This is a genomic window from Streptomyces sp. NPDC050546 (assembly GCF_044457425.1).
Lineage (GTDB): Bacteria > Actinomycetota > Actinomycetes > Streptomycetales > Streptomycetaceae > Streptomyces.
Genome location: NZ_JBITGX010000002.1, coordinates 141,889 through 163,299, shown reverse-complemented (window position 1 = coordinate 163,299; position 21,411 = coordinate 141,889). Strand labels below are relative to the sequence as shown.

Sequence of the window (21,411 nt, the reverse complement as noted above, 5' to 3'; positions counted from 1 at the left end):
GGGGCGGGGGTCAGCCTGAGGTGGACGGCTGACGGCCTTCGAGGCGCGCCTGAACGAGTTTCGCGGTCTCGGTCGGTGTGCCTCCCACGCTCACCCCGGCCGCCTCCAGCGCCTCCTTCTTCGACCGCGCGGTACCGGACGAGCCGGACACGATCGCGCCCGCGTGGCCCATGGTCTTGCCCTCGGGCGCGGTGAACCCGGCGATGTAGCCGACGACCGGCTTGGTGACGTGCTCGCGGATGTACGCCGCCGCGCGCTCCTCCGCGTCGCCGCCGATCTCGCCGATGAGGACGATCAGTTCGGTGTCGGGGTCGTCCTGGAAGGCGGCGAGGCAGTCGATGTGGGTGGTGCCGACGACCGGGTCGCCACCGATGCCGACACAGGTCGAGAAGCCGATGTCGCGCAGCTCGTACATGAGCTGGTACGTCAGCGTGCCCGACTTGGAGACCAGGCCGATCCGGCCCGGCTTGCTGATGTCGGCCGGGATGATGCCCGCGTTGGACTGGCCGGGGGTGATGAGCCCCGGGCAGTTGGGCCCGACGACGCGGGTGCCCTTCTCCCTGGCGTACGCGGTGAAGGCGACGGAGTCGTGGACGGGGATGCCTTCGGTGATGACGACCGCGAGGCCGATGCCCGCGTCGGCCGCTTCGACGACGGCCGCCCTGGCGAAGGCCGGCGGTACGAAGACGACGGTGACATCCGCCCCGGTGGCGCGCATGCCGTCGGCGACCGAGCCGAAGACCGGCACGGCACTGGGGGCACCTCCCAGGCCCTTAAGGCACTGGGGGACGTCGAAGTCGACCGTGCGGCCCGCCTTGCGCGGGTTGACGCCGCCGACGACGTTCGTGCCGGCCGCGAGCATGCGCCGGGTGTGCTTCATGCCCTCGCCGCCGGTCATGCCCTGGACGAGGACCTTGCTCTCCTTGGTGAGGTAGATGGCCATGGCGTTCCCTCTCCTCAGGCCGCGGTGGCGAGTTCGGCGGCGCGGCGGGCGGCGCCGTCCATGGTGGTGACCTGCTGCACCAGCGGATGCGCGTGCTCGCCGAGGACGGCCCGGCCCCTGGCCGCGTTGTTGCCGTCGAGGCGCACGACGAGCGGCTTGGTCAGCCGGACGGCGTCCAGGGCCCGGACGATGCCGTCGGCGACGGCGTCGCAGGCGGTGATCCCGCCGAAGACATTGACGAAGACTGACTTCACGGCCGGGTCGGAGAGGATGAGCGACAGTCCGTCCGCCATGACCTGGGCGCTCGCTCCGCCGCCGATGTCGAGGAAGTTGGCGGGGCGGGCGCCGCACCCGGCCACCACGTCGAGCGTCGACATGACGAGCCCGGCGCCGTTGCCGATGACGCCGACCTCGCCGTCCAGCTTGACGTAGTTGAGGCCCTTCGCGGCGGCCTCCGCTTCCAGCGGATCGTCGTGGGCCGCGCCCTCCGCACCCCAGCGGGCCTGCCGGAAACGGGCGTTGTCGTCGAGGGTGACCTTGCCGTCGAGGGCCATGATCCGGCCCTCTGCCGTGCGGACGAGCGGGTTCACCTCGACGAGAAGGGCGTCCTCCCGGACCATGACGTCCCACAGCCGTACGAGGACGTCGGCACACTGGGGTGGCAGCCCGGCGGCCTCGGCGATCGCGCCCGCCTTCGCCGAGGTCACGCCCTCGGCGGGGTCGACGGGGATGCGCGCCACGGCCTCGGGGCGGGTGGTGGCGACCTCCTCTATGTCCATGCCGCCCTCCGCCGAGGCGATGGCGAGGAAGCGGCCCGCAGCGCGGTCGAGGACGTAGGAGGCGTAGAACTCCTGCTCGATGGCCACGGGTTGGGCGAGCATGACCGTGCCGACCGTGTGGCCCTTGATGTCCATACCGAGGATCTGGCGTGCGGTCAGCTCCGCGGCCGCCGGGTCGGCGGCGAGCTTCACACCGCCTGCCTTGCCGCGCCCACCGGTCTTCACCTGGGCCTTGACGACGACTCGGCCGCCGAGCCTGCGCGCGATCCCACGGGCTTGCTCGGGCGAGGCGGTGACCTCGGCCCTCGGGACCAAGATGCCGTGTTCTTCGAGGAGTTCCCTTGCCTGGTGTTCGTACAGGTCCATTTCCGGCTCCTGACTGAAAGTGCCGCACGCCCCCTGGACACCACCCACCGGATGCGGGATAACAAGCTTCATACAGTATTCGTCGACTGTATGCAATGTACCGCGAGCCGTTCCAACCCCCTACGAAGGGACAGGACTTCGCCATGCCCGACGACACCCAGGACTTGATTTCCGGTGGTCATCTCGTAGCCAAGGCGCTGAAGGCCGAGGGGGTCGACCGCATCTACACGCTGTGCGGCGGCCACATCATCGACATCTACGACGGCTGCGTCGACGAGGGCATCGAGGTCGTCGACGTACGCCACGAACAGGTCGCCGCCCATGCCGCCGACGGTTACGCGCGCATCACCGGCAAGCCCGGCTGCGCTGTGGTCACCGCGGGCCCGGGGACGACCGACGCCGTCACCGGTGTCGCCAACGCCTTCCGTGCCGAGTCCCCCATGCTGCTGATCGGCGGTCAGGGGGCCCTCACCCAGCACAAGATGGGGTCCCTCCAGGACCTGCCGCACGTCGACATGATGAACCCCATCACCAAGTTCGCGGCGACCGTGCCGGACACGGCGCGCGCCGCGGACATGGTGTCCATGGCCTTCCGTGAGTGCTTCCACGGCGCGCCCGGGCCTTCCTTCCTGGAGATCCCGCGCGACGTGCTGGACGCCAAGGTGCCAGCGGCCAAGGCGCGCGTGCCGCAGTCCGGCGCGTACCGTGCCTCGACCCGCTCGGCCGGTGACCCCGAGGCGATCGAGAAGCTCGCCGACCTGCTGGTGCACGCCGAGAAGCCGGCCGTCCTGCTCGGCAGCCAGGTGTGGACGACCCGGGGCACCGAGTCGGCCGTCGAGCTGGTGCGCACCCTGAACGTCCCGGCGTACATGAACGGCGCCGGCCGCGGCACCCTCCCGCCGGGCGACCCGCACCACTTCCAGCTGTCCCGCCGGTACGCCTTCTCCAACGCCGACGTCATCGTCATCGTCGGTACGCCCTTCGACTTCCGCATGGGCTACGGCAAGCGGCTGTCGCCGGAGGCGACCGTCGTGCAGATCGACCTCGACTACCGCACGGTCGGCAAGAACCGCGACATCGACCTCGGCATCGTGGGCGACGCCGGGCTGGTGCTGAAGGCGGTCACCGAGGCGGCATCCGGACGCGTCAACGGCGGTGCGTCCAGGCGCAAGGAGTGGCTGGACGAACTGCGGGCGGCCGAGCAGACCGCTCTGGAGAAGCGGCTGCCGAGCCTGAGGTCCGACGCCTCGCCCATCCACCCGTACCGCCTGGTCAGCGAGATCAACGACTTCCTCACCGAGGACTCGATCTACATCGGCGACGGCGGCGACATCGTCACCTTCTCCGGGCAGGTCGTGCAGCCCAAGTCACCCGGGCACTGGATGGACCCGGGCCCCCTGGGCACGCTCGGCGTCGGCGTCCCCTTCGTGCTCGCGGCCAAGCAGGCGCGGCCCGACAAGGAGGTCGTCGCGCTCTTCGGCGACGGCGCGTTCTCCCTGACCGGCTGGGACTTCGAGACCCTCGTCCGCTACGACCTCCCCTTCGTCGGCATCGTCGGCAACAACTCCTCCATGAACCAGATCCGCTACGGCCAGGCCGCCAAGTACGGCAAGGACCGCGAGCGGGTCGGCAACACCCTCGGCGACGTCCACTACGACAAGTTCGCCCAGATGCTGGGCGGTCACGGCGAGGAGGTCCGCGACCCCGCCGACATCGGCCCCGCCCTCAGGCGCGCCCGCGAGTCCGGCAAGCCGTCGCTGATCAACGTCTGGGTCGACCCCGACGCGTACGCCCCCGGAACCATGAACCAGACCATGTACAAGTGAGGTGCCCCGATGACTGCTCCGTCCACCAAGGCCCTCGAAGGCATCCGCGTCCTGGACATGACCCATGTCCAGTCCGGGCCCTCCGCGACCCAGCTGCTCGCCTGGCTCGGCGCGGACGTCGTCAAGCTGGAGGCGCCGACCGGTGACATCACGCGCAAGCAGCTGCGTGATCTGCCGGACGTCGACTCCCTGTACTTCACGATGCTCAACTGCAACAAGCGGAGCATCACCCTCAACACCAAGACCGAGCGCGGCAAGGAGATCCTCACCGAGCTGATCCGGCGCTCCGACGTCATGGTCGAGAACTTCGGACCGGGCGCGGTCGACCGGATGGGCTTCACCTGGGACCGCATCCAGGAGATCAATCCACGGATCGTCTATGCCTCCATCAAGGGGTTCGGCGAGGGCCCGTACACCAACTTCAAGGCGTACGAGGTCGTCGCGCAGGCCATGGGCGGGTCGATGTCGACCACCGGATTCGAAGATGGGCCGCCGCTGGCGACGGGGGCCCAGATCGGGGACTCGGGGACGGGAGTGCACGCCGTGGCGGGCATCCTCGCCGCGCTCTACCAACGGGAGCGCACCGGTCGCGGGCAGCGGGTCAACGTGGCCATGCAGCACGCCGTACTCAACCTGTGCCGGGTGAAGCTGCGGGATCAGCAGCGTCTGGCACACGGGCCGCTCGCTGAATATCCCAACGAGGACTTCGGCGACGAGGTTCCCAGGTCCGGGAACGCGTCCGGCGGCGGCCAGCCGGGCTGGGCGGTCAAGTGCGCGCCAGGCGGCCCGAACGACTACGTGTACGTCATCGTGCAGCCCGTCGGCTGGCAGCCGATCAGCGAGCTCATCGGCCGGCCCGAACTGGCCGGCGACCCCGAGTGGGCGACTCCCGAGGCGCGGCTGCCCAAGCTCAACAAGATGTTCCAGCTCATCGAGGAGTGGTCCTCGACGCTGCCCAAGTGGGAGGTGCTGGAGCGGCTCAACGCGCACAACATCCCGTGCGGGCCGATCCTGTCCACCCGGGAGATCATCGAGGACCGGTCGCTGGTCGCCAACGAGATGGTCGTCACCGTCCCGCACCCGCAGCGGGGCGAGTTCGTGACCGTCGGCAGCCCCCTCAAGCTGTCCGACTCTCCCGTCGAGGTGACCGGTTCACCGCTGCTCGGCGAGCACAACGAAGAGGTCTACGTCGGCGAACTCGGCCTCGGCGACGAGGAAGTGCGCCTGCTCAAGTCGAACGGAGTGATCTGACGTGATGGCAGAAGACCGCCTCCTGCGGGTGCGCGGCCTCCTCGACTCCGTGCGGGCCGAGGGGCGGACCGCGCTGACGGCGCCCGAGGGCAAGGTGATCGCCGACGCGTACGGGATCGCCGTGCCGGGCGAGGAGCTGGCGACCGACGTCGAGGAGGCAGTGGCGTTCGCGGCGCGCTTCGGCGGGCCCGTCGTGATGAAGATCGTCTCGCCGGACATCCTGCACAAGACCGACGCCGGCGGGGTCCTCGTCGGCGTCGAGGGCTCCGCCGACGTACGGGCCGCGTTCCACACCATCGTCGACAACGCGCGCGCCTACGACGCCGATGCCCGTATCGACGGGGTGCAGGTGCAGGAGCTGCTGCCGAAGGGGCAGGAGGTCATCGTCGGCGCGGTCACGGACCCGACATTCGGCAAGGTGGTCGCGTTCGGGCTCGGCGGGGTGCTCGTCGAGGTCCTGAAGGACGTCACCTTCCGGCTCGCCCCGGTGGACGCCGACGAGGCGCTGTCGATGCTGGACTCGATCCGCTCGGCGGAGATCCTGCGCGGGGTGCGCGGCCAGGCGGGTGTGGACAGGTGGGCCGTGGCCGAGCAGATCCGACGGTTGTCCGAACTCGTCGCGGACTTCCCGGAGATCGCCGAGGTGGACCTCAATCCGGTGATCGCGACGGCGGAGGGGGCCGTCGCGGCCGACATCCGGGTGATCCTCGCCGAGTCGACGCCCACGCCGCGGCGACGGTACTCCCGGGACGAGATCCTCACGTCCATGCGCCGGCTGATGCAGCCGAGCTCGGTCGCCGTGATCGGTGCCTCCAACGAGCAGGGCAAGATCGGCAACTCGGTGATGCGCAACCTCGTCGACGGGGGCTTCGCCGGGGACATCCATCCGGTGAATCCCAAGGCCGATGACATCCTGGGCCGCAAGGCGTACAAGAGTGTCACGGACGTTCCCGGTGAGGTGGATGTGGCGGTCTTCGCGATCCCCGCCAAGTTCGTGGCCTCGGCCCTGGAGGAGGTGGGACGCAAGAAGATCCCGAACGCCGTGCTGATCCCCTCCGGCTTCGCGGAGACCGGCGAGCACGAACTCCAGGCGGAGATCGTGGAGATCGCCGAGCGGCACGGCGTACGGCTGCTGGGTCCGAACATCTACGGCTACTACTCCACCTGGCAGGACCTCTGCGCCACGTTCTGCACGCCGTACGACGTCAAGGGCGGGGTCGCGCTGACCTCGCAGTCGGGCGGCATCGGGATGGCGATCCTGGGCTTCGCGCGCACCACCAAGACGGGTGTGTCGGCGATCGTGGGGCTCGGCAACAAGTCGGACCTGGACGAGGACGACCTGCTGACCTGGTTCGGTGAGGACCCCAACACCCAGTGCATCGCGATGCATCTGGAGGATCTCAAGGACGGGCGCGCCTTCGTGGAGGCCGCGCGGGCGACCGTGCCGAAGAAGCCGGTGGTCGTGCTGAAGGCGGGGCGTACGGCGGCGGGCGCGAAGGCGGCCGGTTCGCACACCGGTGCCCTGGCGGGCGACGACGCCGTGTACGACGACATCCTGCGGCAGGCCGGCGTCATCCGGGCCCCCGGGCTGAACGAGATGCTGGAGTACGCGCGCGCGTTGCCGGTGCTTCCCGCCCCCCAGGGCGACAACGTCGTGATCATCACGGGGGCCGGGGGCAGCGGCGTGCTGCTCTCGGACGCGGTGACGGACAACGGCCTGTCGCTGATGGAGATCCCGCCCGATCTGGACGAGGCGTTCCGGAAGTTCATCCCGCCTTTCGGGGCCGCCGGCAACCCGGTGGACATCACCGGGGGCGAGCCGCCGTCGACGTACGAGGCGACGATCCGGCTGGGGATGGAGGACCCGCGCATCCACGCGCTCGTCCTCGGCTACTGGCACACCATCGTCACCCCTCCGATGGTCTTCGCGGAGCTCACCGCGCGCGTGGTGGCCGAGTTCCGGGCGCGGGGAGTCGAGAAGCCCGTCGTGGCGTCGCTCGCGGGCGATGTGGAGGTCGAGGAGGCCTGCCAGTACCTCTTCGAGCGCGGGGTCGTGGCGTACCCGTACACGACGGAGAAGCCGGTGGCCGTGCTCGGCGCCAAGTACCGCTGGGCGCGGGAGGCGGGGGTGCTGGGGGGCGGTACATGAGGTGAGGGAGCGGGGGGGGGGGGGGGGGGGGGGGGGGGGGGGGGGTTGGTTGGGGGGGGGGGGGGGGGGCGGGCCGGGGGGGGGGGGGGCCCGGCCCCGGGACCCGTACGCGCACGAAAGGCATGGGACAGGGGGCGCTGGCCAGATCTTTCGACGCAAGGGGTGCGACACGACATGACAACGACCGATCTGCCCACCACGGTTCCCTACCGAGAGGTCACCGACGCGAACGGTCGCGTCTACCGGCTCGGTGAGACCGACATCGACATCATGGGGCGCAAGCGCAAGTGGATGGTGATCCTGCCCTGGATCGGCATGATGGGCATCTCCTCCGCCGAGTACGCGTTCGCGTCGGCCGAGGACACCCTGCACACGGCGCACAGCTGGAACAGCATGCACATCTTCTGGATGATGACCGTCTGGGTCTTCTTCCAGGCCGCGGTGGCCTTCCCCGCGGGCAAACTGCGTGAGAGCGGGAAACTGCCGGCCCGCTGGGCGATGATGCTCGGCGCGACGGGCACCTTGCTGGGCTATCTGTCCCTGGCTTTCGCGCCGCACGTCGTCTTCGCCTACATCGGCTTCAGCATGTTCAGCGGCATGGGCGCGGGCATGGTGTACGCCACCTGCGTCAACATGGTCGGCAAGTGGTACCCGGAGCGGAAGGGCGGCAAGACGGGCTTCGTCAACGGCGGTTTCGCCTACGGGTCGGTGCCCTTCGTCTTCCTCTTCAACGGCTACATGGACCTGACCAACTTCCGCTGGGTGCTGGTCTCGGTGGGTGTGTTCCTGGCCGGAATGGTCGCGTTCTCCGGCTACTTCTTCAAGGACCCGCCGAAGAACTGGTGGCCCTCCACGATCGACCCGCTGAACCCGCCGGACGACCCGCGCGCGGCCCGCTCCATGCGGATGAACCCGCCGGCGGTGCGCCAGTACTCCCCCAAGGAGGCCTGGAAGACCGGCCGGGTGGCCCTGATGTGGTTCTGCCTGGCGTGTACGTCCGGTGTGAACATCTTCGGTATCGCCTTCCAGGTGGAGATCGGCGAGGAGGCCGGATTCGCGGGCGGGATCGTCGCCACCGCCATGTCCTTGAAGGCCATCGTCAACGGCACCGGCCGAGGTGTCATCGGCTGGCTCTCCGACCTGTACGGCCGCAAACGGTGCCTGCTCGTCGTGTGCGTGATCCTGGGCCTGTCCCAGTACGGCATCCTCTGGTCGGCGAACGCCGAGAACCTTCCGCTCTTCCTGGTCTTCTCCTCGATCTCCGGCTTCGGCGGCGGCGCCATCTTCCCGATGTTCGCCGCGCTCACCGCCGACTACTTCGGTGAGAACAACAACGCGTCCAACTACGGCATGGTCTACAGCGCCAAGCTCGTCTCCGGTCTGGGCGCCGGTATGGGTGCCGTGGTCGTCGGCGCCTGGGGTCACTCCGGTGCGTTCATCCTGGCCGGCTCGATCTCGCTCTTCGCCGGCTGCGTGGCACTGTTCCTCACCCCGCCGGGACGCGACAAGGAAACGCGCCGCATCGCCCCCAACCCGCAACCGCTCGGCGAGGACACGGCCTGACCGTCCACGCCCGTGGGCGACGTCCCACGTGTGAGGAGGCCCCTCCCCGGTGCGGGAGGGGCCTCCTCATGCCGGTACTGCCCTCAGCACTTCTCCCTCAGGGAGTGCAGGTGCGCGCTGGAGCGGCGCGCGAAGGCGAAGGACTCGGCCGGGTTGTCGTGCTCGGCCTGCCAGTGGTGGGCCATGCGGCGGCCGCGCAGCCGGGTGACGGCGGAGATGAACCGCTGGTAGTCGATGTCGCCGTCGCCCACGTCGGTCATGTTGTACCCGTACGGGTTCGACGGGTCGCTCTCCCCGTCCTTCACGTGGAACAGCGGGTAGCGGTCGGGCCGCTTGAGGACGTAGTCCAGCGGTTCGAACGGCGCGGGCCTGCCGTCGGGCCGCTTGGAGAAGCGGAACTGGCCGACGTACGCCCAGTAGATGTCCATCTCGAGGTAGACGAGGTCCGGGTCGGTCTCCTTGAGCAAGATGTCGTAGAGGCGGACCTTGGGGTTGTCCGTGGCGAAGGAGAACTCCTCGGAGTGGTTGTGCTGGTAGAACTTCATGCCCCGGGCCTTCGCCGCCGCGCCGTAGGTGTTGAACTCCTCGGCGGCGCGCTTCCAGGCGTCGACGGTGGAGCCGTAGCGGAACGGGCCCGAGGCCGTGCCGATGTGCTTGAGGCCGAGGGCCTGGGCGTCGTCGAGGACCTTGGTGAGGTTCTGGGCGAAGGTGTAGGCGCCCGGGTCGTTGGAGTAGTAGCCGACGTGGCTGCCGATGGGGTTCAGGCCGTGGCTGCGAGCCAGCCGCTTGAGCTGGGCGAGCGTGACGGGGCCCGCGGAGCCCTGGGTGTAGCCGGCGAACTCGACCTCGTCGTAGCCGTACCTCTCCAGTTCGGCGAAGACGGGGCCGAAGCCGAGAGTGGAGACCTTGTCGCGGAGGCTGTAGAGCTGGATGCCGAGGCGGCCGGGCGGCAGCACGGGCCGGCCTCGGCCCTTGGCGCCGGACGCGGTGCCGGTGGCGGCCGCCGCGTTGCCGGTGGCGCCGGTCGCGTTGCCGGTGGCGGCGGTCGCGGGGGCCGTGGCGCCGAGCAGGGCGGCGGCGGTGGCACCGGCGGCGACGCCGAGCATGCCGCGTCTGCTGAGGCGGTGGGTGAGCTCGGGATCGGGCTGGGAGAAGCGGCTCATGCGTGGAACTCCTCGTGATCGCGTGGCGTTGTCAGTGGTGAGTGCTTCACTTGTGACCAGTCGGGACTGAGGGCTCTGTCCTCAGCCGAGACCGGCGAGTTCGAGCAGCAGTGACTTCACATCGGTGGCCGCGACGCGGTCGCCGACAGCACGGGGGGTGGAGCAGATGAGGAGCGGACCGTCGTCGTCGCTCGCCGGAAGGCGGCCGTGGCTGCCGCGAATAGGTGAGGGGTCCAGGGGCACGACCGCCATGCGGTAGCGCATGCCGAGTTTCTTGCGCGCCAGTGCGGTGGCCGCCTTGACCTTGACGTAGGGGTCGAGGGGATCCATGAAGAGTTCGACCGGGTCGTAGCCGGGTTTGCGGTGGATCTCGACCAGTCGCGCGAAGTCGGGCGCGTGGGCGTCGTCGAGCCAGTAGTAGTACGTGAACCAGGCGTCGGGTTCCGCCACGGCGACGAGTTCGCCCGCGCGCGGATGGTCGAGGTGTTGGGTCTTCTTGCCCTCGTCGTCGAGGAGTTCGGCGATGCCGGGGAGTCCCTCGAGGGCGGCCCGGGCGGCGTCGAGGTCCTCGGGGCGGCGCACATAGACGTGGGCGATCTGGTGGTCGGCGACCGCGAAGGCACGTGACGCCATCGGGTCGAGGTACTCCATGCCGTCCTGCGTGTGCACTTCCAGCAGTCCGGCGCGGCGCAGGGCACGGTTGATGTCGACGGGCCGGCTCACGCGGGTGATGCCGTACTCGGACAGCGCGACGACCGTGCGGACCTCGGCGCGGGCGTCGTCCAGGAGCGGGGCCAGGGCGGCGTCCAGGTCGGCGGCCGCCTTCAGGGAGCGCGGGTCGTCGGGGCCGAAGCGCTGCAGGTCGTAGTCGAGATGAGGGAGGTAGCAGAGCGTCAGATCGGGGTGCCGGGTGCGGTTGATGTGGCGGGTCGCGTCGATGATCCACCGGCTGGAGACGAGGTCGGCTCCGGGGCCCCAGAAGTGGAAGAGGGGGAACGTGCCGAATTTCTCGGTGAGTTCGTCGTGCAGCGCGGCCGGCCGGGTGTAGCAGTCGGGTTCCTTGCGGCCGTCGGCGTAGTAGACCGGACGGGGGGTGACGGTGAAGTCGGTGTCGGCGCCCATGGCGTACCACCAGCAGATGTTCGCGACGGTGTAGCCGGGGTGGGCGCGGCGGGCGGCGTCCCAGAGCTTGTCGCCGGCCACGAGCCCGTTGTGCTGGCGCCACAGGAGGACGTCGCCGAGTTCGCGGAAGTACCAGCCGTTGCCGACGATGCCGTGCTCCGAGGGCATCGTGCCCGTGAGGAACGTGGACTGGGCGGCGCAGGTGACGGCGGGCAGGACGGTGCCCAGCGAGGCGCGGGAGCCGGACTGTCCGAGCGCCTTGAGACGGGGCATGTGGTCGAGGAGCCGGGGGGTGAGGCCGACGACGTCGAGGACGAGGAGGGGTGTGGGGCGGCCTGGAGTGGCAGGGGCCGGGTGCTCATGCGTGCTCACGGCAGCTCCTTCAGGCCGAGGTCCGTCAGCAGGTCGCGGGCGAGGGTGAGTTCGGCGGCGATGCCCTCGGCGAGCTGGGCGCGGCCCCGGGGACGCAGCTCGAGTGGGAGGGCCTGCCACGTGTAGGTCTCCACCTCCAGATGGCGGGTGAGCGGGGCCGGGCCGCCGACGAGCCGGGTCAGTGCGGTCTTCAGGACAGGGAGTGTGGAGGTGAGGGGCGCGGCGGGCGGCGCGTGCAGGGGGACGTGGAAGTGGGCGCGCCAGGGTGCGCCGTCCGGCAGGGCGTGGCCCGCGAGGGCCTCGTCGAGGTCGTCGGTGGCGCGCAGCCCGGCCGCGGTGGCCGTACGGGTCTGGTGCAGGAAGCGGGGTTCGGCGAACGCGGCGAGGGCCTCGCGGACCTCGGGCAGATGGGGGTGTTCGGCGTGCAGGGCGGCCGAGAGCTGGGATTTGACGACGGGGACACGGGCCTCGGTGAGGGCGTCCAGGGCGGTGTCCGGATCTTCGAAGGAGGTGGCGAGATGGCAGGTGTCGACGCAGATGCCGATGCGGTCGTGGCCGATCGCGGTGAGCGGGGCGAGGGCGTCGCGGGTGGTCTCGACGACGCAGCCGGGTTCCGGTTCCAGGCCGACGCGGATGGAGCGGCCGGTCAGTTCCTCGATGGCGTCGAGACGTTCGGCGAGGGTGCGCAGGGCGGTACGGGCGGTCTCCGCGCGCTCGTCGTCGTACGCGGTGCGCCAGGCGAGGGGCAGGGTCGAGATGGTTCCCTCGGTCACGTCGTCGGGGAGGAGCCCCGCGAGGACCCGGGCCAGGGCGCTGGTGTGGTCGAGTCGCTCCCGGTCGGCCCAGTCCGGCTTGTAGACGCGGTACTTGACCTCCTCGGCGCCGAAGCCCTCGTAGGGGAAGCCGTTGAGGGTGACGACTTCGAGGCCGCGCCGGTCGAGCTCGGTGCGCAGACCGCGCAGCGCGGACGGGTCGGTGACGAGGGCGTGGGCGGCGTCCCTGGCGAGCCACAGCCCGATCCCGAGGCGGTCGCGGCCCAGTCGGCGGCGGACGGGCTCGCAGTGGTCGCGGAGCTGGGCGAGGACCCCGTCGAGGGTTTCGGCGGGGTGGACGTTGGTGCAGTAGGCGAGGTGGACGGTGGACCCGTCGGGGTGGCGGAAGCGCATGGTTCACGCCTCCGCGACGGGGACGCGAGCCGGCTCGTCGCCGTCTCCCAGGCCGGGATCCGGCTCCTGCGGATCCTTCGGTGCGCCCCGGAGGACGGAGTTGCCCTCGTGCGTGGCCTCGGTGCCGGTGACGTCGAGGTTCAGACGGCCGCTGAGCCCGTAGAAGGCGACGGGGTTGCGCCACAGCACCCGGTCGACGTCGTCCTCGTCGAAGCCCTCGGCCAGCATCAGGTCGCCGACCTTGCGGGTCTTGAGGGGGTCGCTCTTACCCCAGTCGGCGGCGGAGTTCACCAGGACCTGCTCGGTGCCGTAGGCGCGCAGGATCGCGACCATCCGTTCCTCGTCCATCTTGGTGTCCGGATAGACGGAGAAGCCCAGCCAGCAGCCGCTGTCCTTGGCCTCCTTGACGGTGGTCTCGTTGAGGTGGTCGACCAGGACGCGCTCCGGGGGCAGGGCGGACTCCCGGACGGCGTCGAGGGTGCGGCGCAGACCGGCGAGCTTGTCGCGGTGCGGGGTGTGCACCAGCGCGGGCAGGTCGTGGTCGGCGGCCAGCTGGAGCTGCCTGCTGAGGGCGGTGTCCTCGGCGGGGGTCATGGAGTCATAGCCGATCTCGCCGACGGCCACGACGTTGTCCTTGACGAGATACCGGGGCAGTTCGTCGAGGACGGGCACGCAGCGGGGGTCGTTCGCCTCCTTGGGGTTGAGGGCGATCGTGCAGTGGTGGGCGATGCCGTACTGGGCGGCGCGGAAGGGTTCCCAGCCGAGCAGGGCGTCGAAGTAGTCGCGGAAGGAGGCGGGCGAGGTGCGGGGCTGGCCGAGCCAGAAGGAGGGCTCGACAAGGGCGCGGACGCCGGCGGCGTACATGGCCTCGTAGTCGTCGGTGGTCCGGGAGGTCATGTGGATGTGGGGGTCGAAGATGCGCATCAGGACTCCTTGCCGTGGGGGTGGTCCGTGCCGTCCGTCCGGTGGGCCGGGGTCTCGGACTCGGTCAGGTCCAGGACGCGGTACAGGTCCTCGGGGACGGTGCGGCCGGCGGCGGTGCGCTCGGCGGCGTAGTCGCCCAGCATGCGGGCGAGTTCGCCGTCGCCGTGGGCGCGCCGGGGCAGGTCGGCCACGTGCTCGACGGGGACGCCGGTGAACAGGCACTTCAGCACGGCGTGGCGCCAGTCGTGGGCGGCCAGGTGCCGGGCGGCGTACGGGCCGACGGCGGCGGTGAGGAGCCGGGTGTCGTTGGTGCGCAGGGCGTCCTCGACGAGAGGGAGGGCGCCGGGGCCGGACACGAGATGGGGCAGGGCGTGCAGCACGGCGCGGCGTTCGTCGGCGGTGCCCTGGAAGTACACCCGGGTCAGGGCGTCGGTGCCGGCGCGGGCCGCGTGGAGGATGAGCACCCGGGCGGAGTCGGCGTGCGCGGCCCCGCAGCGCCGGCCGGCCTCGGCGAGACGCAGCTCCCACGGGGAGATCGGCCCGTGGATGCCGGGGTGGGCGGCGGCCTCGTCGAGGGCGTGCTCGAGCCAGGACCGGGCGTCGGGGGCGAGGCGGGCCGTGAGGCGGGCTCGGAGGTCGGCGGTCGAGGGGGTGGTAGCGGTGCCGGGACCGGGTCGGCCGGTGGGGGTGGTGCTCCCGGTTCTCGCCGCCGGTGTGGCGCGGGGCTGGGTCATGGGGTGCTGCTCCCTTCAGGGGTGACGGAGGGAGCGCCGTGGGGTGGCGCGGTGTGCTGGAGGGCCGGAGCTGGGGACGGCGCGACGGTGGCAGCGGCCTGCTCGGCGTGGCGGAGGAACGGGAGGGAGTGTGCGGCGAAGTGCGGGCCGGCGTGGGAGTGGCGGGGCAGCTCGACCACGGTCAGGCCCTGGTATCCGGTGGCGGCGAGGGCCGCCAGGACCGGCGGGAAGTCGATCTCCCCGTCTCCGAAGGGGAGATGCTCGTGGACGCCGCGCCGCATGTCCTCGATCTGGACGTGGCGCAGCCAGGGGGCGGCGGCGCGCACGCAGTCGGCGGGAGAAAGGGGTTCGAGGCACTGACAGTGGCCGAGGTCCAGGGTGAGGCCGAGCGGCTCGGGATCGCCGAGCGTGCGGCGGAGGTGGTGGAAGTCGGCCAGGGTGGCGAGGAGATGGCCCGGTTCGGGTTCGACGGCGAGCGGGATACCGGCGGAGGCGGCGGCGTCCAGGACGGGAGTGAGGGTCTCGGCGAGACGCTTCCACGCGGTGTCCGTGTCGGTGCCGTCCGGGAGGACTCCGCTGAAGCAGTGGACCGCGTGGGCGCCGAGGTCGGCCGCGACCCGCACGGCACGGACGAGGAGGTCGGCCCGGCGCGCCCGGTCACCGGGGTCCGGGTCCAGCAGGGAAGGGCCGTGCTTGCGGCGCGGGTCGAGCACATAGCGAGCGCCTGTCTCCACCGTGACGCCCAGTCCGAGCGCCTCCAGCCGCCGCGCGACCCGTCGGGTGCGGGTGGCGAGGTCGGGGGCGAGCGGGTCGAGGTGCATGTGGTCGAGGGTCAGACCGACGCCGTCGTAGCCGAGATCGGCGAGGAGGGAGAGCGCGTCGTCGAGCCGGAGGTCGGCGAGACCGTTGGTGCCGTACCCGAAGCGGAGGGGCTGGAGGGGCTGGAGAAGGGAGTTGTCCGGAGTCACGTCACACTCACCTTCTTCGCGAACCTCGCCCCCAGCGGGGCCAGGGCCGCGATGAGGAGGGCCGTGGCCGTGCCCTTGGAGCGGGCGGTCAGGGTGGCCTGAAGGGGGATCGTGGCGCGGACGCCGGCGCCGACGGCTCGTTGGGTGAGCGGAGGTGAGGGGTTGAGCGCGGCGTGGAAGTAGGGGCGGGCGGTGGCCGCGACGTAGGCGGCCGCGAGAGCAGTGGTGAGGTGTGCCGCGGGTTTCCGGCCGGGCACAGGCCCTCGATGCCGAGTCGCTCGTGGCCCGAGGTGGCCGAGGGCGGTTGGCCCTCGGTGCTCTGCGGGGCGGTGCGTCACCACACGGGTCAGCAGGGCGGTCGTCGCGAGCGCCGCCAGCGGGGCCAGAGGCGAACCGCCCTGGGCTTCCTGGCGGGAGACCGTCGTGACGGCCAGTGTGTGGGTGCCGAGGAGGGCCGCTGAGGGGAGTGCCGGACGGGTGCGGCCGGTCGTCGCGGCGGCTCCCAGGAGCAGGTCGAGTCCGCGTGCGGCGGCCATGGCCACGGTGCCCGCGGGTGTGTGTTTCAGGCCGAGGTCGTATGCCCAGACGGTCGCCGCGAGGGGAGCGGCGACGGTCAGGGCGGGGCGGCCGGCGCCGGCGGCCAGGGCCAGTCCGGCGCCGGTGAGGGCACAGGCCGCCGTGAGTGCGGCGGCCGGGTGGACGCGGCCGGAGGGCAGTGGGCGGTGCGGGCGTTCGACGGCGTCGACGTCGCGGTCCGCCCAGTCGTTGAGGGCCATGCCGGCCTCGTAGAGGCAGAGGGAGGAGCCGATGGCGAGCAGGGTGCGGGCGTTGGGTACCGCGCCGGTCGCGGCGGCTCCGGCCAGGGCGTCACCCGGGACGCTGAACAGGGCGGGCAGACGGAGGAGTTCGGCCCAGGCTCGTCCGCGCCGCGACCGGCCGGCGCATGTGCAGGAGGCCGTGTCGCCGGCGCCGCCTCGAGGAGCGGCCGTGGACGCGCCCTCAGCGCAGCCGCAGGAGCTTTCGCGCAGCGTCACAGCGCCTCCCCCGTCTCGTCGGGCTGTGCCGCCGGCCCCACGCCCCGGCCCTCTTCACCGGCCTGCCCCAGGCTCCGCCCGAACCGGAGCAGTTCCCCGTACTGCTCGGCGAGACCGGACGGTCCGTCCCCGACGGGGTCCTTGAAGTAGAAGCCGAGGGCGTCGAGCGGACCGGACAGCCCTGCCTCGTGGGCGCGGGCCGTGAGCCGGGCCAGATCCAGCACCAGGGGTGCCGCGAGTGCCGAGTCGCAGCCCTGCCAGATGGTCTGGAGGATCATGCGGGTGCCGAGGAAGCCGTCGAAGGCGATGTGGTCCCAGGCGGTCTTCCAGTCGCCGAGGGCCGGGACGTCGTCGATGTGCACCTCGCCCTCGGGGACGGTGCCGAGGGTGTCGGCGAGGACGCGTTCCTTGCCCGCGTTCTTCGCCGCGGCGGCGGCCGGGTCGGCGAGGGCGGCGCCGTCGCCGCCGCCCAGCAGGTTCGTTCCGGACCAGGCCCGGACCGTCAACGCCCGCTGCGCGAACATCGGGCCCAGCACGGCCCGCAGGAGGGTCTGTCCGGTCTTGCCGTCCCGGCCGGCGTACGGGAGGCCGCTTCGCTCGGACTCGCGGGCGGCGGCGGGGTGGTGCAGGCCTTCGGAGGGGGTGAAGTTGACGTAGGGGCAGCCTGCGCGCAGGGCCGCGAGCGCGTACAGGGTGCTGGCGGGCAGCGGGTCGACGGGCCCCGCGGACGCGGGTTCCGTCGAAGCGACGTTCACCACGACCGCCCGCTCCAGTTCGTGGCGGTGCACGAAGTCGCGTATGTCGTCGGCGAAGGCCGCGATCAGTTCGGCCTCGCTCCTGGTGTCTCCCGGGGCCGGGCCACCGGGCCTGATCTCCCGGTCGGCGGCGGCGAGTTCGGCGGCCACGGCGGTGGCGACACCGGGCGGCAGGACACCGCCGGCGGTCAGGGCCTCGGCGCGTTTGGGCAGCGGGCAGTCGAGGGTGTCGTGGCCGCCGAAGACGAGGTCGGAGAGCGCGGGCAGGCCGCTGTCGGTGAAGGCCGGGGCCTCGGTCACCATGCCGGTGGGCGGGTGCAGACCCGCGGTGACGGCGGCGCACCCCGTGACGACGGTGGTGGCGACGGAGCCTCGGGCTCCGATCAGCCACACCCCCACACGCGGTCGGGAGAGGAACGCGGACATGGGCAGCCTCCTGATCGTGCGCGAACCCGGGGGGGGGAGGGAGACGGCGGGCGGGGGTCCGGCGTCCCCCGCCCGCCGCCGTTCAGTCGCCCTTGACGGGCAGTTCCTTCAACTGGATGTTGCGGAAGGAGATCTGGTCGTCGGCGCCATGGTTCTGGAGGCCGATGTAGCCGTCGGTCAGGCTCCGCTGGGGGTCCTTGTTGGTGAAGTCGTTGATCTTGACTCCGTTGAGGAACACCTGGAGGCGTTCGCCCTGGACCTTGATCTCGTAGGAGTTCCACTGGCCGGGCGGCCGCAGGACCTGGTCACGGGCCTTGATGTTCGCCGACTTGAACGAGTAGACGGAGCCCGTGGTGCGGTCGGCCGCGTCCGTGGCGTCGATCTGGATCTCGTAGCCCTTGTTCACCGCGGACCAGGGGTCGTCGGAGGCCGGGAAGCCCACGAAGATCCCGGAGTTGTCGTCGCCCCGCATCTTCCAGTCGAGCTTGAGCGAGTAGGACTTCAGCTCCTTGGCCTGGTACCAGAGCAGGCCCATGCCGCCCTCGGACTCCATCGCGCCGTCCTTGACGGCGAACTTGCCGGGGCCGGCCTGCTTCCAGCCTTCCAGGGTCTGGCCGTTGAAGATCTTGCGGTAGTCCTTGGCGGGCTTGCAGTCCGCCTTCACCTGGCCGGTGGCGTACTGGAGGCCGCCGAGGAGATGGGCCCGGAAGCCCTCTTCGGCGTAGGACTCCTTGGTGTGGCCGCCGCCGGTGTAGAAGGAGCGGCCGCCGCCGTAGCTCTGGCACCAGGCGATCGGGTGGTCGCCCTTCATGTTCCCGCCCTGGTAGGTGGTCTCGTCCAGGGTGGCGAGGACCTTGGCCTGCTCACGCGGGTTGGTGCGGTAGTTGTACCACTCGTCGGTGCGCTCCCAGGCGTCGTCCAGGTGCCCGGTGGACGGGTGGTCGTGGTCCTCGACGCGGACCGTGGCCTTCTGGATGGCCGGGTGCGAGTCGAAGTAGGCACCGACGAGTCCGCCGTAGAACTCCCAGTCGTACTCGGTGTCGGCGGCGGCGTGGATGCCCATGTAGCCACCGCCACCCGCGACGTAGTTCTCGAACGCCTTCTGCTGCTCGGCGTTCAACACGTCACCGGTGGTGGACAGGAAGGCCACCGCGTCGTACTTGGCGAGGTTGGTGGTGGTGAACTGCTTGGCCTCCTCGGTCGCGTCCACCGTGATGCCGGCGGGGCCGCCGAGTTCCTTCAGCGCGGCAATGCCGGCCGGGATGGAGTCGTGGCGGAAGCCGGCGGTCTTGGAGAAGACCAGGACCTTCTTGCCTCCCTTGAACGGCTCCTTGGAGAACTCGAAGTCGTCCACGTCGTACAGCGCGCCCTCGCCGCCCTTGAAGACCAGGTAGATCTCCGTGGTCTTCTTGGGCAGCGACCGCAGCGGCACGTCGACGTTCTGGAAGGTCTCCCAGCCGCCGGTCGGCGGGATGTAGGCCGAGCCGTGCAGCTTGCCGTCGGGCGAGCCGGTGCGCAGTTCGATGAAGCCGCCCGCGCCGCCGGAGGAGGCCCGCACGGTCATCTTCTTCTGCCCGTCGAACCGGTAGGGGCTGAAGGAGATCCAGTCGCCGTCGTCGATGTTGCCGACGGTCTTGCCGCCGTTGGCGCCGGTCTTGTCGATCACCGTCACGCCCGACTGGGTGGTGAAGTGCTCGCCCTGCCGGTGCAGCGGCTGGAGCACGGCGCGGGCGGTGCCGGTGAGCGTCTCCTGGCCGTTCGCCCCACCGTCGGTGTAACTGGCGCCGACGACGCCGTAGATGTTGGCGTTGGGGTCGTGGCCGCCGTCACCGGGGGGCGGCTTCAGGGTGCCCTCGCAGCCCATCTCGCTGGTCAGCTCGTGGGCGTGGGAATCGTGGCCGAGGCTGTAGGCGACCTTGACCTTGGAGCAGTCGACGGTCTCCTCGGGGTCGGTGACGGTCACCTTGAACGGGACGGGCTTGCCGAACTCGGCCAGGGCACCGTTGCCCGGGATGTCGATCTTCACCTTGGGCTCGGTGTTGCCGACCACGATCCGGGTGCTGGCGGTGCCGGTGTGGCCCTCGGCGTCCTTGGCGGTGAAGGTCGCGGTGTAGGTGCCGACCTTCTTGTACTTGTGGGTGGGATTGAGGCCCTCGCCCTTGGTGCCGTCGCCGAAGTCCCAGCTGTAGGTGAGGTCCGGGGAGTCGGCGTCCTTGGCCGAGCCGGTGAACTTGACCTTCAAGCCGGCCGCTCCGGACGTCTTGTCGGCGCTGACCTCGGCGATCGGCGAGAAGCCGTCCTCGGCGTTCTCGATGCGGTACAGCGCGGAGTGCTCGTCGCCCTGGAACCAGGAGACGCCGTAGTCGAGGACGTAGAGCGCGCCGTCGGGGCCGAACTCCATGTCCATGATCTGGGTGCCGGTCCACGGGAAGTCGTTGATCTTCGCGACGGCGCCGTCGGCGTTCTGCTCGATCCGCTTGATCCAGCGGCGGCCGAACTCGCCCGCGAAGAAGTCGCCGTCGTAGGCCTCGGGGAACTTCACCTTGGAGTCGAGCCCGGGGTCGTAGCGGTAGACCGGGCCGGCCATCGGGGACTCGGAGCCGCTGCCGAACTCGGGCACCGAACCGCCGTCGTACGGGATCCAGGCAGCCTGCGCGGGCGGCAGGTCGGTGAGGCCCGTGTTGTACGGCGAGGTGTTCTTCAGGGCGGCGCAGTCGAACTTCTCGCCGGACTCCTTGGTGGCGAAGTCGTAGTCGACGTACGCGTCGTTGTTGCCTGTGCAGAACGGCCAGCCGAAGTTGGCGGCCTTGGTGACCTTGGCGAACTCGACCTGTCCTCCCGGGCCCCGCTTGGGGTCGGCTGCGCCCGCGTCGGGGCCGTAGTCGCCGACGTAGACGATGCCGGTCTTGTCGTCGACGCTCATCCGGAACGGGTTGCGGAAGCCCATCGCGTAGATCTCGGGACGGGTCTTCTCAGTGCCCGGGGCGAAGAGGTTGCCCGCCGGGACGGTGTACGAGCCGTCCTCGGCGACCTTGATCCGCAGGATCTTGCCGCGCAGGTCGTTGGTGTTGCCGGAGCTGCGGCGGGCGTCGAAGGCGGGGTTGCGGCCCTCGCGGTCGTCGATCGGCGTGTAGCCGTCGGAGGCGAAGGGGTTGGTGTCGTCGCCGGTCGACAGGTAGAGGTTGCCGTCCGCGTCGAAGTCGATGTCCCCGCCGACGTGGCAGCAGAGGCCGCGGGAGGCCGCGACGTCGATGACCTTCTTCTCGCTGGCCTTGTTCAGCGTGCCGTTGGCGTTCAGGGTGAAGCGGGAGAGGCGGTTGACGCCGTCGAACTTCTTGAACTCCTCGGCGGTGCCGGTCTCCGGGGCGTCGCCCGCGGGGGTGTCGAGCGGCGGGGCGTAGTAGAGGTAGATCGCCCGGTTGTTCTTGAAGTCCGGGTCGATGCCGACGCCCTGGAGGCCCTCCTCGTCGTGGCTGTAGACGTCGAGCTTGCCGGCGATCTTGGTGACGCCGCCCTGGTCGGTGAGGCGCAGCGTGCCGTCGCGCGAGGTGTGCAGCACGCTGCGGTCCGGGAGCACGGCGAGCGACATCGGCTCGCCCGTCTCGGGTTCGCCCTTGGCGAGCGGCACCTGCTGGAACTGGCCCTCGGCGGCCGCCGGATCGTCGTGCTCCGGGTGGCCGGGGTGGGCGCCGGCGACGGTGGCCGGGGCGCCCACGGCCAGGAGCAGGCCGGTGAACAGGGCGACGGCGGTGCGCAGCCTGGGCCGGCTGGCGGTGCGGGTGCCTCTGAGTCTGGTTCTGTGCACGAAGTCCCTCCGGGAACGGGGGTGGGCCGTACGGGATGGGTGCGTAGACGTGCGGTGCGGGCGCC

Annotated in this window: 15 protein-coding genes; 4 read left to right on the top strand and 11 right to left on the bottom strand. The window is 70.9% G+C overall.

Annotated features, from left to right (window positions below; translation table 11 throughout):
- Positions 1 to 10 precede the first annotated feature (10 nt).
- Both sucD and sucC read right to left on the bottom strand, forming a co-directional pair.
- Positions 11 to 943 (bottom strand): succinate--CoA ligase subunit alpha, encoded by a 933-nt coding sequence (sucD, locus tag ACIBK5_RS05490; protein WP_399016505.1) that lies wholly within the window; start codon positions 941 to 943, stop codon positions 11 to 13.
- A 14-nt stretch (positions 944 to 957) separates the two neighbouring features.
- On the bottom strand, positions 958 to 2,088 hold the full coding sequence (gene sucC, locus ACIBK5_RS05485; RefSeq protein ID WP_399016503.1) for an ADP-forming succinate--CoA ligase subunit beta: 1,131 nt from the start codon (positions 2,086 to 2,088) through the stop codon (positions 958 to 960).
- 143 nt (positions 2,089 to 2,231) lie between these two features.
- Between sucC and ACIBK5_RS05480 the strand changes: the two genes are divergently transcribed.
- From ACIBK5_RS05480 to ACIBK5_RS05465, 4 genes are all read left to right on the top strand, one after another.
- On the top strand, positions 2,232 to 3,914 hold the full coding sequence (locus ACIBK5_RS05480; protein WP_399016502.1) for a thiamine pyrophosphate-binding protein: 1,683 nt from the start codon (positions 2,232 to 2,234) through the stop codon (positions 3,912 to 3,914).
- A 9-nt stretch (positions 3,915 to 3,923) separates the two neighbouring features.
- On the top strand, positions 3,924 to 5,165 hold the full coding sequence (frc, locus tag ACIBK5_RS05475) for a formyl-CoA transferase (RefSeq protein ID WP_399016500.1): 1,242 nt from the start codon (positions 3,924 to 3,926) through the stop codon (positions 5,163 to 5,165).
- Between the two features lie 4 nt (positions 5,166 to 5,169).
- Positions 5,170 to 7,314, top strand: a complete 2,145-nt coding sequence (locus ACIBK5_RS05470) for an acetate--CoA ligase family protein (RefSeq protein ID WP_399016498.1) — start codon at positions 5,170 to 5,172, stop codon at positions 7,312 to 7,314.
- A gap of 174 nt (positions 7,315 to 7,488) precedes the next feature.
- The gene (locus tag ACIBK5_RS05465) at positions 7,489 to 8,877 is read left to right on the top strand and encodes an OFA family MFS transporter (protein ID WP_399016496.1); all 1,389 of its coding nucleotides are present in this window, start codon (positions 7,489 to 7,491) and stop codon (positions 8,875 to 8,877) included.
- 83 nt (positions 8,878 to 8,960) lie between these two features.
- On the opposite strand, the gene ACIBK5_RS05460 is transcribed toward ACIBK5_RS05465, so the two are convergent.
- From ACIBK5_RS05460 to ACIBK5_RS05420, 9 genes are all read right to left on the bottom strand, one after another.
- Positions 8,961 to 10,040: a sugar phosphate isomerase/epimerase family protein gene (locus ACIBK5_RS05460; RefSeq protein ID WP_399016495.1), complete on the bottom strand. Its 1,080-nt coding sequence runs from the start codon at positions 10,038 to 10,040 to the stop codon at positions 8,961 to 8,963.
- A gap of 81 nt (positions 10,041 to 10,121) precedes the next feature.
- A complete protein-coding gene (locus ACIBK5_RS05455) occupies positions 10,122 to 11,534 on the bottom strand; it encodes a nucleotide pyrophosphatase/phosphodiesterase family protein (protein ID WP_399016493.1) in 1,413 nt (470 codons plus the stop codon).
- On the bottom strand, positions 11,531 to 12,700 hold the full coding sequence (eboE, locus tag ACIBK5_RS05450) for a metabolite traffic protein EboE (protein ID WP_399016491.1): 1,170 nt from the start codon (positions 12,698 to 12,700) through the stop codon (positions 11,531 to 11,533). The genes ACIBK5_RS05455 and eboE overlap by 4 nt, the downstream gene beginning before the upstream one ends.
- Before the next feature lie 3 nt (positions 12,701 to 12,703).
- Positions 12,704 to 13,624, bottom strand: coding sequence for a TatD family hydrolase (locus tag ACIBK5_RS05445; protein WP_399016489.1), 921 nt, complete (start codon positions 13,622 to 13,624; stop codon positions 12,704 to 12,706).
- Positions 13,624 to 14,358, bottom strand: coding sequence for an EboA domain-containing protein (locus tag ACIBK5_RS05440; RefSeq protein ID WP_399016487.1), 735 nt, complete (start codon positions 14,356 to 14,358; stop codon positions 13,624 to 13,626). Before ACIBK5_RS05440 ends, ACIBK5_RS05445 begins: the two co-directional genes overlap by 1 nt.
- Positions 14,355 to 15,326, bottom strand: coding sequence for a sugar phosphate isomerase/epimerase family protein (locus ACIBK5_RS05435; RefSeq protein ID WP_399016485.1), 972 nt, complete (start codon positions 15,324 to 15,326; stop codon positions 14,355 to 14,357). Before ACIBK5_RS05435 ends, ACIBK5_RS05440 begins: the two co-directional genes overlap by 4 nt.
- Positions 15,323 to 16,360: an SCO3242 family prenyltransferase gene (locus ACIBK5_RS05430; RefSeq protein ID WP_399016483.1), complete on the bottom strand. Its 1,038-nt coding sequence runs from the start codon at positions 16,358 to 16,360 to the stop codon at positions 15,323 to 15,325. The genes ACIBK5_RS05435 and ACIBK5_RS05430 overlap by 4 nt, the downstream gene beginning before the upstream one ends.
- On the bottom strand, positions 16,357 to 17,541 hold the full coding sequence (locus ACIBK5_RS05425; protein WP_399016481.1) for an inositol-3-phosphate synthase: 1,185 nt from the start codon (positions 17,539 to 17,541) through the stop codon (positions 16,357 to 16,359). The genes ACIBK5_RS05430 and ACIBK5_RS05425 overlap by 4 nt, the downstream gene beginning before the upstream one ends.
- An 82-nt stretch (positions 17,542 to 17,623) precedes the next feature.
- Positions 17,624 to 21,346 carry a ThuA domain-containing protein gene (locus tag ACIBK5_RS05420; protein ID WP_399016479.1) on the bottom strand — a complete coding sequence of 1,241 codons (3,723 nt, stop codon included), beginning with the start codon at positions 21,344 to 21,346 and terminating at the stop codon, positions 17,624 to 17,626.
- Between the last annotated feature and the right edge of the window lie 65 nt (positions 21,347 to 21,411).